Consider the following 18,241-nt stretch of genomic DNA (forward strand, 5'->3'; position numbering starts at 1 on the left):
CCGTCAGGACGTCGCCGGATGCCCGTCCGCGGAGAGTGTGGCGACGTAGTCGTCGTCGGCGAGGGGGCCGCGGGTCACGCCGTCGGGTACGCCGAGCACGTCCAGCACCGTGTCCACGTGGGGCGCCAGGCCCCGGACGGTCTCGGCCAGCCGGTCCGGGAGGGTGCGGGACTCCTCGACGGTGAGCAGTCCGGCCTCGTGGAACCAGCCCGTGTCGGCCAGGGTCTCCTCGGCGCAGAACAGCAGGTGGAGAGCGCGGCGGACGTCAGGGCCGTTCGGCGCACCGGGCGCGGGGAGCGCGGCGTGGGACGCCTCGGCGGTGACGCGGGTGAGGTGCGCGGCGGCGAACCGTTCGGCCAGGTCGCTCGCGTCGTCCCAGGCGCGGAAGCCGTCGGTGCCCGCGGCCTCGGCGGCGCGCAGGGCGCCGGTCAGCCGCTCGTGGAGCAGGCGCTCGCGGGCCCGGAACAGCGTGGTCCACCGGTCGGGCCCGTCCCCGGCCGGGGGCGTGTAGCCGGTGCCCGCGGCCATGGAGCGGGCCGCGTCGAGGAGGATCAGCCGGTTGTCGCCACCCGCGGATTGAAAGGCGAGAGCGAGCCCGTGGTGGCCGAGCAGCCGGTTCTCGGAGAAGAACGAGACGGCACCGGCGGCGGACCGGCTCCGGGCGACCGCCGTCTCCGCGAGCCGGGCGGCGGCGGCCTTGGCCAGCGCGCAGCGGCGCATCACCTCGGGCGCGGGGCCGCTGCCGCGTCCGCCGCCGCCGGGGACGGACCAGCAGTCCTCGGTGACGGTGCGGGCCAGGGCGGTGGCCGCCCGCGCGCGGGCGGCGGCGCCGAACAGGAGGCGCCGCTGGTGGTGGTGGGCGAGGGCGGGCACGTCGCCCGCGAGCCGGTCGTGGGTGCGGCGGCGGACCGCGTGCCGCAGAGCGAGGGCGGTCACGGCGCGCGCCGTCGCGGCGAGGCCCGCCGTGACGGCGCCGCAGGCGAACCGGCTCATGCCGAGGCTGCGCGCGGTACGGGCCGCGGGGTCGGCCAGCGGGTCGTGGAACCGGCCGTCGGCGTCGAGGGTGGCGCCGTCGGCGAGCCAGCGGTGCCGGGGCAGCCGTACGCCGTCGAAGGCGACGGTGGCGTAGTCCAGCGGCAGCAGGGCGGTCGGGGGCCGCCGCCGTACGACCACGCCGGGCAGCGGCGCGTGGTCGTCGGCGAGGGGGACGAGGAACAGGAACGTGCCGCGGTCGGCGCCGCCCGCGTGCAGGCGGGCGCTGACGACGGCGAGCCGCGCGACGCCCGGCAGGCCCACGTTGGGCGGGTACTTGGCCGCGCCGGGTTCCGGCGTGTCGAGGACGAACCCGTCGGTCGCGGGGTCGTACGTGGCGCGGGTGCGGATGTCCGCGCTGCTGCTGCCCCGGCCGAGTTCGGTCATCAGGGCGGCGCCGACGGCGTCGGCCGAGGCGAGCGCGGCGACGTCGTCGGGCCGGGCCCCGTGGTCCAGGGCGGGCCCGATGGTCATGCAGTGGTGGAGGAACAGGACGTGGAAGAGGACCGGGTCGGTCATCGCGGCCAGTTCGAGCAACTGCCGCAGCCTGCGGTGGTCCGCGAGCAGCGGCTTCTCCCCGCCGAGGGCCGCGGTGATCCGCCGCAGGCCCGCGTACGCCCACGCGGCGGGGTCGGGGTCGCCGGAGGCGAACCGGTCGAACGACGCGTCGGTGAGGAGGTCGACGAGGTCCCGGTCGTACGGGGCGGTCATGGCTGTGGCTTCCTTCGCGGTCGGGGCGGGGGCGGGGGCCGGGCGCGGGTCCGGGGCGGGCGGCGCGGTCACCGGGCGGCCAGCCAGTCGGCGACGAGGGCGGCGGCCGAGGCCGCGCGGGGCGCGTCCATCATCGTGAAGTGGTCGCCGTCGGCGGTGGCGGTGTCGTCGGCGGCCGGACGGCGGGCCTCCGGCGCGTCCGGCGGGGTGCCGGGCAGCGGGCGGGCGGCGCGGACCAGGAGGGTCGGGGTGGCGGCCGGGGTGCCGGTGAGGTCGCCGAGCAGCCGCAGGTAACCCCCCGCGGCGGTGAGGCGGGTGACTCCGGTCCCGGCGGACCCGAGCAGGTCGTGACGGGCGGCGGAGGCGGCGAGGAACCGGGACAGCGGCCCGGCGTCGAGGAGGCCGTCGCCCTCGAAGGTGTCCAGTAGGACGAGGCCCGCCGCGGGCCGCCCGAGCCGTTCCAGGCGGGCGGCGAGCGCGCGGGCGACGAGGCCGCCCGAGGAGTGCCCGCACAGGACGTACGCGGTGCCCGGCCCGAGCCGCGTCAGGGCCGCCGTCTGCACGGCGAGCAGCGCCTCGGCGTCCCCCGGCAGGGCCTCCCCTGGGGCGAAACCGGGGTGTGGGAGGGCGTCGACGCGGTGGCCGCCCGGAAGGAGGTGGGCGAACGCGGCGTACTCGTGCGGCCCCGACAGCGGCACGAGGGACGGCAAACACACCAGGGCGGGCGCGGTGTCCCCGTCGGCCAGCCGCACGGCCGGGGGGAGGTGGGCGGCGTGGGAGGCCGCGTCGAACGACGGCCGCAGCAGGGCGGCGTCCCCGACGAGGCGCAGGGCCACATCGGCGCGGCCCGCGGCCAGGGCCCGCCGGTAGAGGGCTTCGAGACCGTCCGGGAGTTCGCCGTGCGGCTCTCCGCCGTACGGCCCCTCGGTGTAAGGGAGTTGGGCGTCCGGGGCTGGTGCGCGGTGAAGCTGGGCCAGGAGGGCGGTGAGGTGGCGGGTCAGCGCGGCGGGGGTGGGGTGGTCGAAGACGGCGGTGGCGGACAGCCGTACGCCGAGGCGGTGGGTGAGGCGGGTACGCAGGTGGGTGGCGGACAGCGAGGTCATCCCGGCGGAGAGGAACGTCTCGTCCGGTGCCGGTCCGGCGCCGTCCGCGTAGCCGAGGATCTCGGCGGTGAGGGCCTGTACGAGGTCCAGGACGTCGGCCGCGCCGACCGGCGGCTCCGTCACGGGGGCCGGGGGTGCGGGGGCCGGTTGCGGGGTGGGGGCGGTCGTACGGCCTGGGAGGGTGAGCCAGTGGCGGGTGCGCTCGAACGGGTACGTGGGCAGGTCGACCAGCCCAACTCCCGCTTCTGGCTCGGGTATCGCCGTGTCCCAGCGGACGGGTACGCCCGCCACGAACGCCTCCGCGGCGGACAGCAGGAACCGTTCGGGGCCGCCCTCGCCGCGTCGGAGGGTGCCGACGGCGGTGGCGGGCCGGTCCGCCGCCTCCGCGGTCTCCAGGACGGCGTGGGTGAGCAGCGGATGCGGGCTCATCTCCAGGAACGCGGTGCAGCCGTCGGCGAGGGCCGCCGTCACCGCCGCCGCGAACTCGACGGGGCGGCGCAGGTTGCCGTACCAGTACTCCGCAGTGAGCGCGGTGGTGTCGAGGAGCGCGCCCTCGGCCGTCGAGTAGAAGGGGACTTCCGCCGGGCGGGGGACGAGATCCGCGAGGCCGGTGAGCAGGGCGGCGCGGAGGGGCTCGACGGCGGCCGAGTGGGAGGCGTAGCCGACGGGGACGGCGCGGGCGCGGACGCCCTCGGCGGTCAGTCCGGCGACCAGCCGGGCGACGGCGGCGGGCGGACCGGTCACCACCGTGGCGCGGGGCGCGTTGACCGCGGCGACCGTGAGCGAGGCGGTCTCCGGGTCGGCCGAGGCGGCGATCCGGGCCACGGTGTCCCGCCGGGACAGGGCGACGGTGGCCATCGCGCCCGGGGGCAGCGCGCGGACGGCGGCGGCGCGCCGGGCCACGACGGCGCACGCGTCCTCCAGACCGAGGGCGCCCGCCACGTGGGCGGCGGCGATCTCGCCCTGGCTGTGCCCGATGACGGCGTCGGGGCGGACGCCGTGAGCACGCCACTGCGCGGCGAGGGCGACCATCACCGCGAAGAGCGCGGTCTGCGCCACGTCGTCCCGCGTCAGCGGCGGGGCACCGGGGGCGCCGCGCAGGACGTCGGCCACCGACCAGTCGACGTGCGCGGCGAGCGCCCGGTCGCAGGCGGCGAGGGAGTCCGCGAACGGCCCTTCCGTGTGAAGGAGTTCGGCGGCCATGCCGGGCCACTGGGCCCCCTGGCCGGGGAACACGAAGACCGTACGGGTGCGGGGGCGGGCGCGTCCGGTGACGACCCGCGGATGCCACTCCCCCTCGGCCACCGCCCTTAGCCCGCGCCGGAGTTCGTCGGGGTCGCCGTCGGCCACGATCACGGCCCGGTGGTCGAACACGGTCCGGGTGAGGGCGAGTTGGCGTGCGGCGGCGGGGTCGGTGATCTCCGGGATCTCGGCGAGCGCGGCGGCCGTGGCACGCAACGCGGCCGGGGTCCGGGCGGACAGGACCCAGGGCAGGGGCTGCGCATCCGGGTGGGGGTGCCTAGGGGGCTGCGGGTGCGGAGAGGACTGCGGATGCGGGTGGGGCTGTGCGTCGGGGTGGGGTGGTTCCTGGAGGATCAGGTGGCCGTTGGTGCCGCTGATGCCGAAGGCGGACACGGCCGCGCGGCGGGGCCGTGGTCCCGGGGGCCAGGGCAGCGCGTCACGCAGGAGCCGGACGGGTCCGTCGCTGTCCGCGTCCAGTCCGGGGTGCGGTGCGTCGGCGTGCAGCGTGCGGGGCCGGGTGGCGTGACGCAGGGCGAGGACGGTCTTGATGACCCCGGCGACCCCGGCGGCCGCCTGTGTGTGTCCGATGTTGCCTTTGACCGAGCCGAGCCCGAGCGGCCGTGCGGCGGGCCGGTCGGTGCCGTAGACGGCGAGGAGGGCTTCGGCCTCGATCCGGTCGCCCAGCGGGGTGCCGGTGCCGTGCGCCTCGACCAGATCGATGTCGGCGGCCGAGAGCCGCGCGTCCGCGAGGGCCTGCCGGATGACCTGCTCCTGCGCCGGACCGCTGGGCGCGGTGAGGCCGTTGCTGGCACCGTCCTGGTTCACGGCCGACCCGGCGAGCACCGCGAGCACCGGATGCCCCGCGCGGACGGCGTCCGAAAGCCGCTCCAGGACGAGGACCGCGGCGCCCTCGCCCCAGGCGGCCCCGTCGGCGGACGCGGCGAAGGGCTTGCACCGGCCGTCGGCGGAGAGCGCGCCCTGCCGTCCGAAGTCCACGAAGGAGGCGGGGGTGGACATGACGGTGGCCCCGCCCGCGAGCGCCAGCCGGCACTCGCCGCGCAGGAGGGAGTGGCGGGCCAGGTGGAGGGCGACGAGGGAGGACGAGCAGGCGGTGTCGACGGTCAGCGCGGGGCCCGTCAGCCCGAGGGTGTAGGCGATGCGCCCGGAGGCGACGGAGGCCGCGTTCCCGGTCAGCAGGCTGCCGTCGTGGGCCTCGGGGTGCTCGTGGAGGCGGGGCGCGTAGTCGGACGCCATCATGCCGACGAAGACGCCGGTACGGGAGCCGCGCAGGGTGGCCGGGTCGGTCCCGGCGCGCTCCAGCGCCTCCCAGGCGGTCTCCAGGAGGAGCCGCTGCTGCGGGTCCATGGCCGTCGCCTCACGGGGCGCGATCCCGAAGAAGCGGGCGTCGAACCCGGCGACGTCGTCGAGGAAGCTTCCCCCGCGCGCCGGGGTCGACCCGGGGTGGCCGGGGTCGGGGTGGCGCAGGGCGGCGAGGTCCCAGCCGCGGTCGGCGGGGAAGTCGCCCAGTGTCTCCCGCCCGTCGGCGACGATCCGCCACAGGTCGTCCGGGGTGCGGACGCCGCCGGGGAAGCGGCAGCCGATCCCGGTGATGACGACGGGGTCGGCGCGGGCGGCCGAGGCGGCGGCCGAGGCGGGGCCCGCGCGCCCGTCCGCACGGCGGCCCGTGTCCACCGCGTCCGCCATGTCCGCCGCTTCCCCCGCTTCCGCCTCTTTCACGATGCCCGTCCCCGTCCGTGTCCCGGAGGCTTCGGCCGCGAGGGCGAGCAGGTGGGCGGCGAGGGACGGCGGGGTCGGATGGCCGAAGACGGCCGTGCCGGAGACGGGCAGACCGGTCCGCGCGGCCAGGACCGCCGCCAGGCGCACCGCGGCGAGGGAGCCGATCCCCCGGTCACGGAACGAGGCGTCCGGGGAGACGTCCTGGCCGCCGGGACCGGTGTCGGGACCAGTGTCGGGGGCGGTGTCGGGGGCGGTGTCCGTGGCCTCCCGTACGGCTTCCTCGACGAGGTCGCGGGCCCGGCGCAGGCGTTCCGCCGGGCCGAGGGCGGCCAGCGCGGCGGCCCACCCGGGGTCTGCGCCCGGCGCCGGGGCCGCCAGCAGGGACGCCAGCGCGGCCCGCGCGACCTTTCCGGTGGGGGTCATCGGGACCTCGTCGACGAGGAGCAGGTCGAGCGGCCACTTGTACTCCGCGACCCCCTTGGCCCGCAGGTGGGCCCGGACCTCGTCGAGGCCGACGTCGGCCCCGGGGCGCGGGGTGGCCACCAGGCAGGGGATCTCGCCCAGCCGGGGGTCCGGGCGGGCGCCGACCGCGAGGGCCGCGAAGGGCAGGCCGGCGAGCAGGCCCTCGACCTCGGAGGCGCTGAACTTCGTCCCGCCGACGTTGATCAGCTCCGCCTCCCGGCCCCGGTAGGAGAAGGAGCCGTCGGCGTGGCGGACGGCCCGGTCGCCGGTGCGCAGCCAGCCGTCGCCCGTGAACGCGGCCCGGGTCGTGGCGGGGTCGCCGAGGTAGCCGCGGAACAAGTGCGCTCCTCGGAAGTGGAGTTCGCCGGTCTCTCCGTCCGGGCACGGCGTCCCGTCGGGCGCGGCGACGCGGGCGGCGCTGCCGGTGACGGGGCGGCCGATGCCGCGTACGGCGGCCTCGGGCGGATCACCGGGCCGCGTGTACGTGCCCGCGCCCAGTTCGGACATGCCCCACTGCACGACGGTTGTGGCGCCCAGCAGCCGCCGTACGTCGGTGACCAGGTCGCCGGGGACGGCGGCGCCGCCGGTCCGCACCTCGTGCAGCCGTACGTCGGCCTCGGGCGCGGTCGGGTCCGCCGCGCGCCGGGTCAGGTCGCGGAGTTGGGCGGGGACGGCGAAGAGGACGGTGCGCTCGCCGGGGTCGGCGAGGGCGCGCAGGGCGTCGACGTCCCAGGCGGGCAGGAGGGCCTGACGGGCGCCGGTCAGGAGGGTCAGGTGGACCGACAGCAGGCCGAACAGGTGGGTGAAGGGGCTGGCGCTGATCAGGGTCCGGTCGGCGTCGGCCCGGCCGTCCTCGGCGACCGCCGCCGCGTTGGACAGGAGTCCGCCGTGGCTGTGCAGGCAGATCTTGGGGCGGGCCGAGGTGGTGCCGGAGGACGGCAGCAGGACGAACGGCGCGTCGGGCGTGACCGGGACGGGGTCGGGTCGGGCACCGGCGTGCGCGCGGACGAGGTCCGTGAACGACGAGACGGTGGTGGGGTGTTGGGGGTCGGCGGGACCGGCCGGACCCGTGAGGCCCTCCGGACCGGCAGGGGCGTCCGGCGGGCCGGAGGTGACCAGTGTGTGCCGTACGCAGGCGGGACGGGCCGTCGGCAGGGCACCGGCCGCGTCGGCGGAGACCACGAGCAGCCGGGCCCCGGCCCGTTCCAGCAGGGCCCGCACCTCCCGCTCCCCGAGGGCCCGGTGCAGGGGCAGCATCACCGCCCCGGCGGCGGCGATCGCCACGTGCGCGAGAAGGAACTCCCACGAGTTGGGGAGTTGTACGGCCACGACGTCCCCGGCGCCGACGCCGAGCCGCCGCAGCCCGGCCCCGAGCGCGGCGGACTCCTCGTCCCACTGCCGCCAGGTCCACCGGCGCCGCGCGCCCCGTACCCCGTACGCGTCGCCGCGGGTGGCCACGGCCTCGGCGAACACGTCGGGCAGTGTGCGGAAGGTGTCGCCGCGCGCGGGGGCAGGGGGCCGGACGAGGTAGTCGTCAGGAGTGAGGGGCATGGGAGGGCTCCGGGCTGGGGGTGCGGCGGGCGCGGATCAGGTGGGCGTCCAGCGGCAGGGGCGACACCGCGCCCGGGGTGAAACCGGCGGCGGTGAGGAGACGGCCGTAGTGGGCGGCCGTCCGCTCCCGGCCGCCGACGTTGCAGAGCATGTGGACGTCCCAGGCCGGGGCGAGCGAGGGCCGGCTGTCCTCGGGCAGGACGCGTTCGACGAGCAGCAGCCGCGCGCCCGGCGCCATCGCCGCCGCGCACCGGCGCAGGAGGGCGGCGCAGGTCTCGTCGTCCCAGTCGTGCAGCACCCGCGACAGCAGGTAGACGTCCCCGCCGGTCGGGACGGAGGTGGTGAAGTCGCCCGCCACGAAGGTGCAGCGGTCCGCGCACCCGGCCCGCGCGAGGCGTTCGCGGGCGGCCTCCAGGGTGCCGGGCCGCTCCAGCAGGACGCCGCGCAGGTGGGGGTGGCGGGTCAGGATTCCGGCCAGGAGTTCGCCGTTGCCGCCCGCGACGTCGACGACGACGGAGGCCGTCGAGAGGTCGACGAGTCCGGGGATCGGGTCGAACATCTCGGCGCTGGCCGCCATCGCCCGCTCGAAGAGGTCCGCGAGCCGCGGGTCCGCGGCGAAGTGGTCGAAGTGGCCCCGGCCGTGGAGGCGGGCGAAGCCGTCGCCGCCCGTGCGGACGGAGTGCGCCAGCTCCGCGAAGGACCGGTAGAAGGGGCCGCCGTACAGGAGCGCGAGGGGCCGCAGCGAGCGGGGCGCGTCCTCGCGCAGCAGCCGTCCCGTCGCGGAGAGGGCGTACGCGTCTCCCCGGCGCTCCAGGAGTCCGAGGGCCGCGAGGTAGCGCAGCAGGCGGGCTAGGGGATCGGGCCGGGCGCCGACGCGTTCGGCCAGCTCCGGGAGCGCGGGCGCCTCGTCGGGGGTTCCGGGGGCCGGAAGGTGGTCGGCTATGCCCAACTCGGCGGTGACGGCGACAGCTTGGGTGGCCCAGGCTCCCGTCATGAGTTCCAGGAGCCTGCGGGCGGGTTCCGTCGGCGCCATCGGCGCCGTCGGTTCCGTCGGCGCCGTCGGCCCTGCCAGCGCCGTCGGCTCCGCAGGGCTGTGGTCCGGTGTGTCCGGTGTCTCCGGTGTCCAAGGGGCGTGTGTGGCCGCGGTGTGGGTGGTCAGGGCGCTCTCGAAGCGTCCGGGGGCGCCGAGTTCGAGCCGCTGCCCCTGTTCCCCCGAGGGGGACGCCGTGCCGTCGGGCTCTCCGGGTGGCGTACGGAAGTAGAGGACGGTGGTGTCTTCGTGGGCGTTGTGTCCCCCGCCGTCCGCGCGCATCGCGCCGGGGCCGGTCAGGAGCGCGCGGAGCCCGGCGAGGACGACCTCGTCGGCGTCCGGGACGCCGAAGGCCACGTGGGACTCGTTCCGTTCGGCGCGTTCACGGGCGGCGATCGGCCCGTGCCGGGTGCCGTCGTCCGTGGCGAGGGCGAAGACCTCCACCTCGCGCGGGTTCCCGCCCGCCACCGGGACGGCGGCCCGCAGGATGACCACGTCGAGTCCGGCGGGGTCGAGGCCGTGCCGACGGGCGACGCGTTCCCGTACGACCGTGCTCGGGGTCGGCGGGCCGACGGTCAGGCCGAGATCGGTGAGTGACGTGCGGAGCAGGCCGATCGAGGGCGGGAAGACCATCACCGCGACATGGGCCAGGGCGCAGTGGGCGGCGACGGCCGACCGTTCCGCCTCAGCGAGTCCGGGGAGCAGGAGCCGTAACGCCGTGCCGGTGTCGTGTCCACGCGCCCGTTCCAGGGCGTCGGCGAGCGCGTCCGCGTCCTCCTGGCACAGCCGCACCGGCACGTGCTGACGAATCGTCACCAAGACTCTCCCGTAGAGCTGTTCCGGCGGGTCAGCAGCCTATGCGCATCGATCACGGCGGGGAACCGCGCACCGACGGAGTGTCCGCCCGCGCGCGGCGCCCGCTCCGGCGTGCGCCTCCACCGGGCGCCGCGTGCTGCGACGGCCGGGCCGAGCGCCGCGGCCGTCCTGAGTTCAGCGCGCCGCGGCCGTCCTGAGTTCAGCGCCGCGGCCGACCGGGGTTCAGTGCCGCGGCCGACCGGGGTTCAGTGCTGCGGGGAGACCTGCTCGGCCCACCGCACGGCGTCGTCGAGGACGTCCTCCCAGCCGGGCTCGCCCACGGTGAAGTGGGAGCGGGCCGGGTACTCCTTCAGCTCGACGACGCCGCTGCGGTAGCGGCGGTGGTTCTCGCGGACCACCGAGGACGGCACGGTGCGGTCGAGGCCCCCGGCGACGAACAGCAGCGGGGCACGGTCCGGGCGGCGGTAGTCGACGCGGGTGGCGGCGCGCGGGGTGAGGTTGCCGAACGCCGCCTGGAAGAGGGGGCGGGCGGGCGCGGGGACGTGGAAGGTCTCCCAGGCGCGGCGGGAGGCGGCGGCGTCGAGCGCGTTGGCGAAGCCGAAGTGGAACTGCTCGGCGGTCAGCGGAACCCCCTTGTTCAGGTTGAACGGGTTTCCCAACACAGGCCGCGCGGCGCGCAGTTGGACCGGCGGGAGACCCCACACACCCTTGGTCTGTCCGGGGTGCACGGCGACTCCGGCGGCGCCGAGGCCCCGGTCCAGGAGGAGTTGGGTGACCAGGCCGCCCACGGAGTGCCCGATGATCAGCGGCGGCGTGTCCAGGCCCTCGATCAGGAGCGCGTGGTGATCGGTGACCTCCGTGACCCCGAGGCCGCCCACCAGGGAGGGGTCGGCGCGCAGTTCGGCGATCGGGTGGTCCATCCGGGGCCAGGTCGGCGTGTGGACGCGCAACCCGCGCTCCGTGAGCCGCCGGGCCCAGTCCGACCAGCTCAGCGGGGTCATCCAGAGGCCGTGGATGAGGACGACGTCGGTGAAGGCCATGGGGACACGCTCCGGGGCGGGGAGGGGGGCGGGCGGACCTGTGAACAGCCGGGACATCAGGTAGACCGACCGGTCTTTCTCCCACCGTAGCAGCAGATCGGCGGGTCGCTATGTTGGGGACATGCACGACCACGACCGCGAACCCGCCGAAAGCTCCCTGACCCCGCGTGAACGCCTCCTCCACACCGCCGCGCGCCTGTTCTACGCGGAGGGCATCCGGGCGGTGGGCATCGAGCGGCTGATCTCCGAGGCGGCCATCACCCGGGCGACGTTCTACCGCCACCACTCCGGCAAGGACGACCTCGTCACCGCCTACCTGGAGGCCAAGGACAACGAGCTGCGGGCGCAGTACCGGGCGGCCGAGGCGTCCCTCGACGACCCGGACCAGCTCCTGGAGGCGGTCGTCGTCGGCATCTCCGCCACCGTGTGCGGCGCGGACTTCCGGGGCTGCCCCTTCATCAACGCGGCCGTGGAGTTCCCCGACCCCGACAGCCCGATCCACCGCGCGGTCCAGACCCACCGCGCCTGGTTCCACAGCGTCCTGCTCGACCTGTTCAGCCGCGCCGGTCACCCCGATCCGGCACACGCCGCCCGCCGCATGGTGCTGCTGCGGGACGGTGCGATGATCGGCGGCTACCTGGGCCAGTCCGAGGAGTCACTGGCCTCGCTGCGGGCGGGGCTGGCCGAACTCCGCGCGGACCGTGCGGGTCTGAACTGAACCACAAGCCGTAGACCCACCACGCGACGAACACCCCTGACGGGCATGGGCGTCGAAGAACAGCCAGTTCCGTGCACCTGCCATCCAAGGCGTCGCTTTGCCTCTCCAGCGGAGCAAAAGCCCACTTGAGAGCAGCTGCGGGACGGTGACGTCCGGGTTTCTGCCGACAGCGGCCGACGACATGATCGCGTCGTATTTCCGTGCGGTCGGGCCAGAGCGCTGGATCGGCGTCTACCGTGAGCATCGGCCGAAAGGCTTAACCGAACCCATCACATGAGGGGCACTGTGCGCTGCGAGTCGGCAAGGTTCCCAAACCGGGTGGCTTCCCGACGAAGGCTCCACGCCACGTGTCGGCGGCTGCGCACCCGTGAGCCGCGAAGCTCTCCGCGGCACCGGCAGAGTGCTTCGCGGTCGCATCGGGCAGGACGAACACCCGCACGACGGCGCTTACGTGAAGCGGCACCGGGGCCTCGCCCGCCAGCCGGCCCGCCTCCGGCGTGGCTGCCAATGCCGTTGCCGTTGCCGTCGGGACGCTCGCCGGTGGTGGAGGCGGTGCAGGGACAGCCGAAGGACCCGAGTGGGTCCGGCAGTTCGACGGCGAAGCGGCCGCCTCCCGTCTCGTGCCCGACAGGACCGTCCCCCACCGGGCGTCCCCGACCGCAAGGTCCCGACCACCGGGGACACACCGCCCACGCCCGCCTGACGACGCCGAGGCCGATTCTCGGGTCAGCCATGGTCTCCGCCCGTGCGGCGGCTGCCGACCGGGCGCTTCAAGTGAAGGGCCGTTCATGAACGGCCCCGCCGCGTCAGCCGCGAACGGCAGGAGCACGGTCAAACACCGAATCCGCCCCATGTCGACCCTCGGGGCACCGGCCTGACGTCCTCGCCCACGCGCGGGGTGTATCGGCCGTCGGAGAACTCCGATGCCGGCCACCGCCGAGGACGTGGTCAACCTGACCCCTGCCATCCGGTCTCGCGAACAAGAACACCGCCGACGGAGCGCCTCCGGCGCAGCGGATCAAGCAGCCTGCCGACCGGACGGGCTGCGGATCAGCGGTCGCCGGGCTGCCGTTCCGCCGGGACGCTCCCGGCTCTCGTACCCCACCGTTTCCACGAAAGGCACTTCATGGCCGACCAGATGGTGCTGCAAGCCCAGCGGTTCATCAACACCACGTACAACGACGGAGCGACGCTCGGCATATCCAAACTGACCGAGAACGGTCAGACCAGTTGGACCGTCATGTACGCCCTCACCCGGGCGCTTCAGCACGAGATGGGTATCACCGCGCTGTCGAACAGCTTCGGTCCGACGACCCTCGCCACCATCGCCGAGCGGTACGGCAAGTTCGACGAGACCACGGTCGTCTCGGGCAATCTCTGCAAGACCCTCCAGGCCGCCCTCTACTGCAAGGGGTACGACGGGGGCGGCATCGACGGTACGTACAACGAGCGTGTCCAGGCAGGCGTCGCCAAGCTCAACCAGGACATGGGGGTCTCGGGCACCTACCCCGGGCACGCGATCTGGCCCAAGGTCTGCAAGGGCCTGTTCAACATGGACGCCTACGTCACCGTCAACAACGGTTCCGGCGTCATCCGTTCCGTCCAGCAGTGGCTGAACGGGCGCTACGTGCTGCGCAAGGACTTCTATCCGATCCCCTGCGACGGCCACCACTCCCGGGACGTCGCCAAGTCGATGCTCTTCGCGGTCCAGTACGAGCTGGGCATGGCCGACGGCGTCGCCAACGGCGTCTTCGGGCCCGGCACACAGAGCGGGCTCAAGGACCATGCCGTCGGGCAGGGTTCGTCCGGTGTATGGGTCCAGCTGTTCTCGGGCGCGATGGCCCTGAACCAGCGCCCTGTCTCCTTCACCAGCAGTTTCACCGCCGCGCTCAGCACCGAGGTGAGCGACTTCCAGGCGTTCGTGATGCTGCCCAGGACTGGGCGCGGTGACTTCTCCACCTGGGCCTCCCTGCTGGTCTCCTACGGTGACCAGAACCGTGACGGGGAGGCATGCGACGGCGTCACCCTCATCACGCCCGCGCGAGCCGCCACTTTGAAGGCCCAGGGCATCAAGTACGTCGGCCGCTATCTCACCAACCCGGACCCGGCGCCCACGGGCGACCTGGTCCACAAGGCGATCCAGCCCGGCGAACTGCAGACGATCGCCGACAGCGGGCTGCGCTGCTTCCCGATCTACCAGACCTACGGCCGTGACGCGGACGGCTTCAACTACCCGACGGGGCGGGCCGCCGGGCAGGCCGCGGTCAACGCCGCACAGGACCACGGCTTCAAGAACGGGACCCGGATCTTCTTCGCCGTCGACTTCGACGCGCTGGACCACGATGTCACCGACAACGTGCTGCCGTACTTCAAGGGCATCGAGGACGCGATGGCGTCCAACGGCAACATGTACGCGGTCGGTGTCTACGGCCCGCGCAACGTCTGCACCCGGGTCGGGGAGGCGGGCCACGCCACCGCGTCCTTCGTCTCCGACATGTCCTCCGGTTTCTCCGGGAACTTCGGCTTCCCCCTCCCCTCTAACTGGGCGTACGACCAGATCGTCACGCGCACGATCGGGTCCGGGAACGGGTCGATCAACATCGACGTCAACATCGCCTCCGGCCGGGACACCGGTCAGGGATCGTTCAACATTCCGAAGAGCCGCACCCCCGACGTCCGGTTCAACTCCGCGTACTTCCCGGGGCTGCGAGCCGACATCCGGGCGTACATGGAGAGCATCGGGTTCGCCGAGGACGACGGGAGGCTGTACACCACCACGCAGTGCCTGGAGACGATCATGGCGGGAGATGCCGCCGTCACGGACACCGCGCGCGCGTACGGCATGCGCAAGGCGCTCATCCAGACGACCGCCTTCTGGGAGTTCCGTCACTACGGCAACGAGGACCTCGGCAAGGACGTCGGCGTGTGGTTTTACCACACCGGTGTGATCCCCGACTGGGGCAAGGGCCTGCCCGTCGTGAGCGGGCTGCGGGACAGCAGCACCGGAGTCGGACAGATGTTCGGCTTCGTGGGTGTCCTGGCATGGAACAACTCCATCGACCTCGGGCTGGTCAGCGGCACCAAGAAGGACCCGGCCAAGGACGCGGACATCTTCTACGTCTGGGACAAGCTGCGCACCGACAACGACTTCGCCCTCACCAGCGTCGGCCACGCCCACATCTGGGCGGCCTCCGGAAAACCGGGGGGTGACCGGGAGACGCCGATGAAGCGGATGCCGAACATCGACTACACGGACTCGGAGATCTACGAGGTGCTGCGCCGCTACCAGGGACCCGTGGAGCCCGCCTTCACCGACGCCCGAAAGCGCATGCCGCTGTACTACATCTTCGAGAAGTACAACAGGATGATGCGATGACCTCTGCCGTGGTGCTCGCCTCTCCCTTCTCCTCGTCCGGCGGCTTCGACCAGACCGCGGTGTTCTTCGTCGTGGTCTGCGGACTCCTGGTGCTCCTCAGCCTGCTCGTGTACATCGGCTCGTCCCTCGCACAGCGCGCTCCCGGCGACCCGCGGGTGTGGGTCAGGTCGGGTGCCGCGCTGTGCGCGGGCGCGGCCCTCGGCGTCTACCTGTGGGGCATCCTGCACGTGCTGGCCATGGAGGACCTCAACATGCGTCAGGCATGCAAGGAGGCCGGAGGCGAGACCTCCGCCTTCATGGTGCGCGGATACGAGCACAGCTACCTCCCACTCCGCTTCACCTGCCGTACCGGCGAGGACAGCGGCTACCCGGCCGCTGTCCCGTCCTGGATCAATCCGGCCGCGACGGTGTTCGCCGCCCTGGGTGTGCTGACCGCCGCGGCGTCACGGACGGTGTCCGACGGCCGTCGACCCCCCTCCCTCACCCACGACACGAAAGGAAGCGCATGACCAAGCCCGGTATGTCCCGCCGTTCTCTGCTCACCAAATCCGGGGCGCTGGCCGGAGCGGCGTTCCTCGCCTCCCTCCCCGGTTCCTTCGCCCTCGCCTCGCCCGCCTACGCCGACTCGCCTCAGGCCCCGGGCCCCGCGGGCGCCTCGGGCTCGACGACTCCCACCGGTGAGGAGATCCGTACGGCGTTCCGCCGCTTCGAGCGCGGCGAGCAGCGGGTGCGCACGCGCACGGCGAGCCCGAACGGATGGGAGATGGAGAAGGTCATCGACGGTGGCGGCAGCATCGCCACCCGCCCCGTCCCGGGCACCCCGCTGACCGGTGTCGCGGTGCGCACCGGGGACGTCGAGACGGTACTGGTCCACGTGATCCGCCGATTCCACTACGAGGTCGGCGAGGTGCGGACAGGTGAGGTCACCGGCTGGGAGGGGCCGGGCACGGTCCGCAAGGGCCGCACCGAGGGCAACCTCGCCTCCGGCACGGCCGTACGGATCCGGCCCGCGTTCTACCCTCCCGGCTCCCGGGGCGGGTTCTTCGCCCCGGAGCTGACGGTGATCCGCGACGTTCTCGCCGAACTCGACGGCGTGGTGCGCTGGGGAGGCGACGACCGGCACGTCGACGAGTCCTTGTTCTCGATCGACGTGAAGCCGGGCGACCCGCTGCTGGCGGAGGTCGCGGGCAGGATCCGCGGCTGGAACCTGACCCCGGGCCAGGGCGCGGGCACTCCCGTCGACGTCCAGGCGGCGGAACGGCGCAGGGCGGCCCGGAACCTGGAACGCCGTCAGGTCGCGGCCGCCTGACCGTACGCGAGCGGCCCGGTCCGTCCGACGGACCGGGTAGTCCACCTGTGTCCACCGGACCAGCCGGTACATCTCGTCGGCGGGGGTCGGGCCGAGCGGACGGCGTGCGCCCCGGGGACGGCGTGGCGGCAGGATCAGGCTCTCCATCGGCCTAGGGTGCGGCCCCCGGACGAGCGATGCGCGCGGGGGCTGCGCGGCCGTCTCAGCCGATGTCCTGGCCGGACCCCTCCGTCGCGCCGCCCGTCAGCACGTTGCCGAGCGGCAGATAGCGGGCGTCCGCCCCGTCCGCGTCCGTCCAGCGGAGCAGGAGGTTGGTCTTGCCGGGGAGGGTGGGGGCCGTGAGGAGGGCGTGGGCCTCGGGGGCGGTGTGGCGGGCGAGTTCGGCGCGCAGGGGCGGCCAGGGGTCCAGGCCGGGGTGGTGTTCCGTGAGCGCGGCGGCGATCTCCAGCAGGTGGTTGACGACCAGGCAGTAGACCAGCCGTTCCCAGCCCGCCGCCCGCCCCGTCTCGGCGACGAGCTTGACGCCCTCGGCGTCCCGGTAGAGGGCCTGGACGGGGGTGCCGTCGGCGGACACGGTGACCAGGGTGTTCTGGAGGTGGGCCTCCACGACCACGCCGTGCCGGTCGAAGGCGGTCAGGGCCGGGGGGACGACCGCCGCGAGGTACGCCTTCCACCAGCCCGCCGGGTCCGGGGTCGTGGCGAGGGGGTTGCCGTCGAAGCCCTCCGCGAGGGCCGCCGCGAGCAACGGCGTGGCCCCCGGGGCGACATGGGCGTGCAGGCCGTCGCGGACCATGACGGCCAGTTCCTCGAAGGCGAACCGGGCCGTGCGGTACCCGCGGTCGCTCAGCCAGCCCGAGCGACCGCCCCCGGCCTCGCCCCCAGCCCCGCCCCCGGTCCCGTCGGCGGTCCCGTCGGCGGGCGCGTCTGCGGCGGCGAAGGCGCGGCTCACCGCCGCGTCGACCCGGCGCAGCCGCAGCAGGTCGTGGCGCCACAGGCGGCGTACGTCGTTGGTGATGCGGACGTCCAGGCTGAACTTCAGGAACAGGTCACGTTCCGGCGCGTACACGGTGCGGACCGCCGCCGTGGGCCACCACGCCTCGGACGTCCCGCCCACCCGGACCAGACGGCCGTCGGCGAAGGCGGGCGCCAACGCGTCGCCGAGCAGGGCGAGTTGCCAGGGGTGGGCAGGTAGCAGACGGTAGCCGGGCGGCGCCTCCCCCAGCGTGTCCAGGGCCGCCGTGTCGCCCTCCTCCACCACCTGGTCCTCGCGCACCGCCAGCAGCGTCAGCGGGAAACGGGCGCAGGCCTCCGGGGCGTACGGCAGCCAGCCGGTCGGGGCGCCGCCGCCGCGCGTCTTGGGGGCGGGGTGGTACGGGTGCCCGGTGAGCAGGCTCTGCTCGGAGACCAGGTACGGGTCGGCGGGGGCGTCGGCCTCTGCGCGCGCCGCGAGCAGCGCCTCCAGCACGTGCCTGCTGTCGCGCATCTCGGCGGGCAGGCCGGGGTGGTCCACCCCCGTCCGCACCCGGAGTTCCTCCGCCACCACGGCGATCAGGCCGTCGTGGTCCAGGGAGCGCCAGGTGGCGTCGCCGGGCGGGCGCACCTCGGGGGCGGCGGGGCGACGGGTGCCCCGGACGCGCAGCTCACGGCCGGACGGGAGACGGTGGGCGGGACGCCCCGCCGAGGACGGCAGGGGCACCGCCACCTCCCTGATCAGGCAGTTCAGGAGGGGAGCGAGGGCAAGCACCTCGGCCCGCCGGGCACGGGCCTCGGCGGACGGCTCGGGGGCCTCGGCAGGCGCGTCGCCAGCCTCCGCCGACGCGTCGCGGGCCTCGGCGCCCGGGACGGCACCGCGCTCCGCCCCGCCCTGCCGGTCCCCGTCCCTCCGACCCCCGGGCTCCGCCCGCCCCCCGGTTGTCTCGAACCCGCCGGGTGTCCCCCCGGCCGCCGCACTCTTGTGGGTGCCGGGCGTCTCGGAGTCGGCAGCCAGGGGGATGAGGTCCACGCGTTCCACTGATTCCCTACGGTTCTTGCGGGCGGAGACGATCAGTATCGCTGGCGTCGCGCAAGATCGCTGTCGTCGCGTCCCGCCCGTGACGTCCTACGTACCCGAGGAG

9 protein-coding genes are annotated in these 18,241 nt (G+C 74.7%); 4 read left to right on the forward strand and 5 right to left on the reverse strand.

The features are described from left to right. Positions 1 to 3: 3 nt before the first annotated feature. The 4 genes from ACIQPQ_RS19850 to ACIQPQ_RS19865 all read right to left on the reverse strand — a co-directional run bounded on the left by ACIQPQ_RS19850 (position 4) and on the right by ACIQPQ_RS19865 (position 10,724). Complete coding sequence (locus ACIQPQ_RS19850; RefSeq protein WP_401305470.1) at positions 4 to 1,743, reverse strand: acyl-CoA dehydrogenase; 1,740 nt, start codon at positions 1,741 to 1,743, stop codon at positions 4 to 6. Positions 1,744 to 1,811: 68 nt separating this feature from the next. Beyond that, positions 1,812 to 7,838: a beta-ketoacyl synthase N-terminal-like domain-containing protein gene (locus ACIQPQ_RS19855; protein ID WP_401305472.1), complete on the reverse strand. Its 6,027-nt coding sequence runs from the start codon at positions 7,836 to 7,838 to the stop codon at positions 1,812 to 1,814. Continuing rightward, positions 7,822 to 9,684: a methyltransferase gene (locus tag ACIQPQ_RS19860; RefSeq protein WP_401305474.1), complete on the reverse strand. Its 1,863-nt coding sequence runs from the start codon at positions 9,682 to 9,684 to the stop codon at positions 7,822 to 7,824. Before ACIQPQ_RS19860 ends, ACIQPQ_RS19855 begins: the two co-directional genes overlap by 17 nt. A gap of 245 nt (positions 9,685 to 9,929) precedes the next feature. After that, a complete protein-coding gene (locus ACIQPQ_RS19865) occupies positions 9,930 to 10,724 on the reverse strand; it encodes an alpha/beta hydrolase (RefSeq protein WP_401305476.1) in 795 nt (264 codons plus the stop codon). A 121-nt stretch (positions 10,725 to 10,845) separates the two neighbouring features. Between ACIQPQ_RS19865 and ACIQPQ_RS19870 the strand changes: the two genes are divergently transcribed. The 4 genes from ACIQPQ_RS19870 to ACIQPQ_RS19885 all read left to right on the forward strand — a co-directional run bounded on the left by ACIQPQ_RS19870 (position 10,846) and on the right by ACIQPQ_RS19885 (position 16,127). Next, a complete protein-coding gene (locus tag ACIQPQ_RS19870; RefSeq protein WP_401305478.1) occupies positions 10,846 to 11,442 on the forward strand; it encodes a TetR/AcrR family transcriptional regulator in 597 nt (198 codons plus the stop codon). Between the two features lie 1,126 nt (positions 11,443 to 12,568). Then, positions 12,569 to 14,818, forward strand: coding sequence for a glycoside hydrolase domain-containing protein (locus ACIQPQ_RS19875; protein WP_401305480.1), 2,250 nt, complete (start codon positions 12,569 to 12,571; stop codon positions 14,816 to 14,818). Continuing rightward, positions 14,815 to 15,327 (forward strand): hypothetical protein, encoded by a 513-nt coding sequence (locus ACIQPQ_RS19880; RefSeq protein ID WP_401305482.1) that lies wholly within the window; start codon positions 14,815 to 14,817, stop codon positions 15,325 to 15,327. Before ACIQPQ_RS19875 ends, ACIQPQ_RS19880 begins: the two co-directional genes overlap by 4 nt. Beyond that, entirely contained in the window at positions 15,324 to 16,127 is an 804-nt protein-coding gene (locus tag ACIQPQ_RS19885) for a hypothetical protein (RefSeq protein WP_401305484.1), read from the forward strand. The genes ACIQPQ_RS19880 and ACIQPQ_RS19885 overlap by 4 nt, the downstream gene beginning before the upstream one ends. Positions 16,128 to 16,329: 202 nt before the next feature. Here ACIQPQ_RS19885 and ACIQPQ_RS19890 read toward each other — a convergent pair whose 3' ends face one another. After that, positions 16,330 to 17,871, reverse strand: coding sequence for an IucA/IucC family protein (locus tag ACIQPQ_RS19890; protein ID WP_401305901.1), 1,542 nt, complete (start codon positions 17,869 to 17,871; stop codon positions 16,330 to 16,332). Positions 17,872 to 18,241 lie beyond the last annotated feature (370 nt).

Origin of the sequence: Streptomyces sp. NPDC091281 (assembly GCF_044757425.1) — a bacterium.
GTDB lineage: Bacteria > Actinomycetota > Actinomycetes > Streptomycetales > Streptomycetaceae > Streptomyces.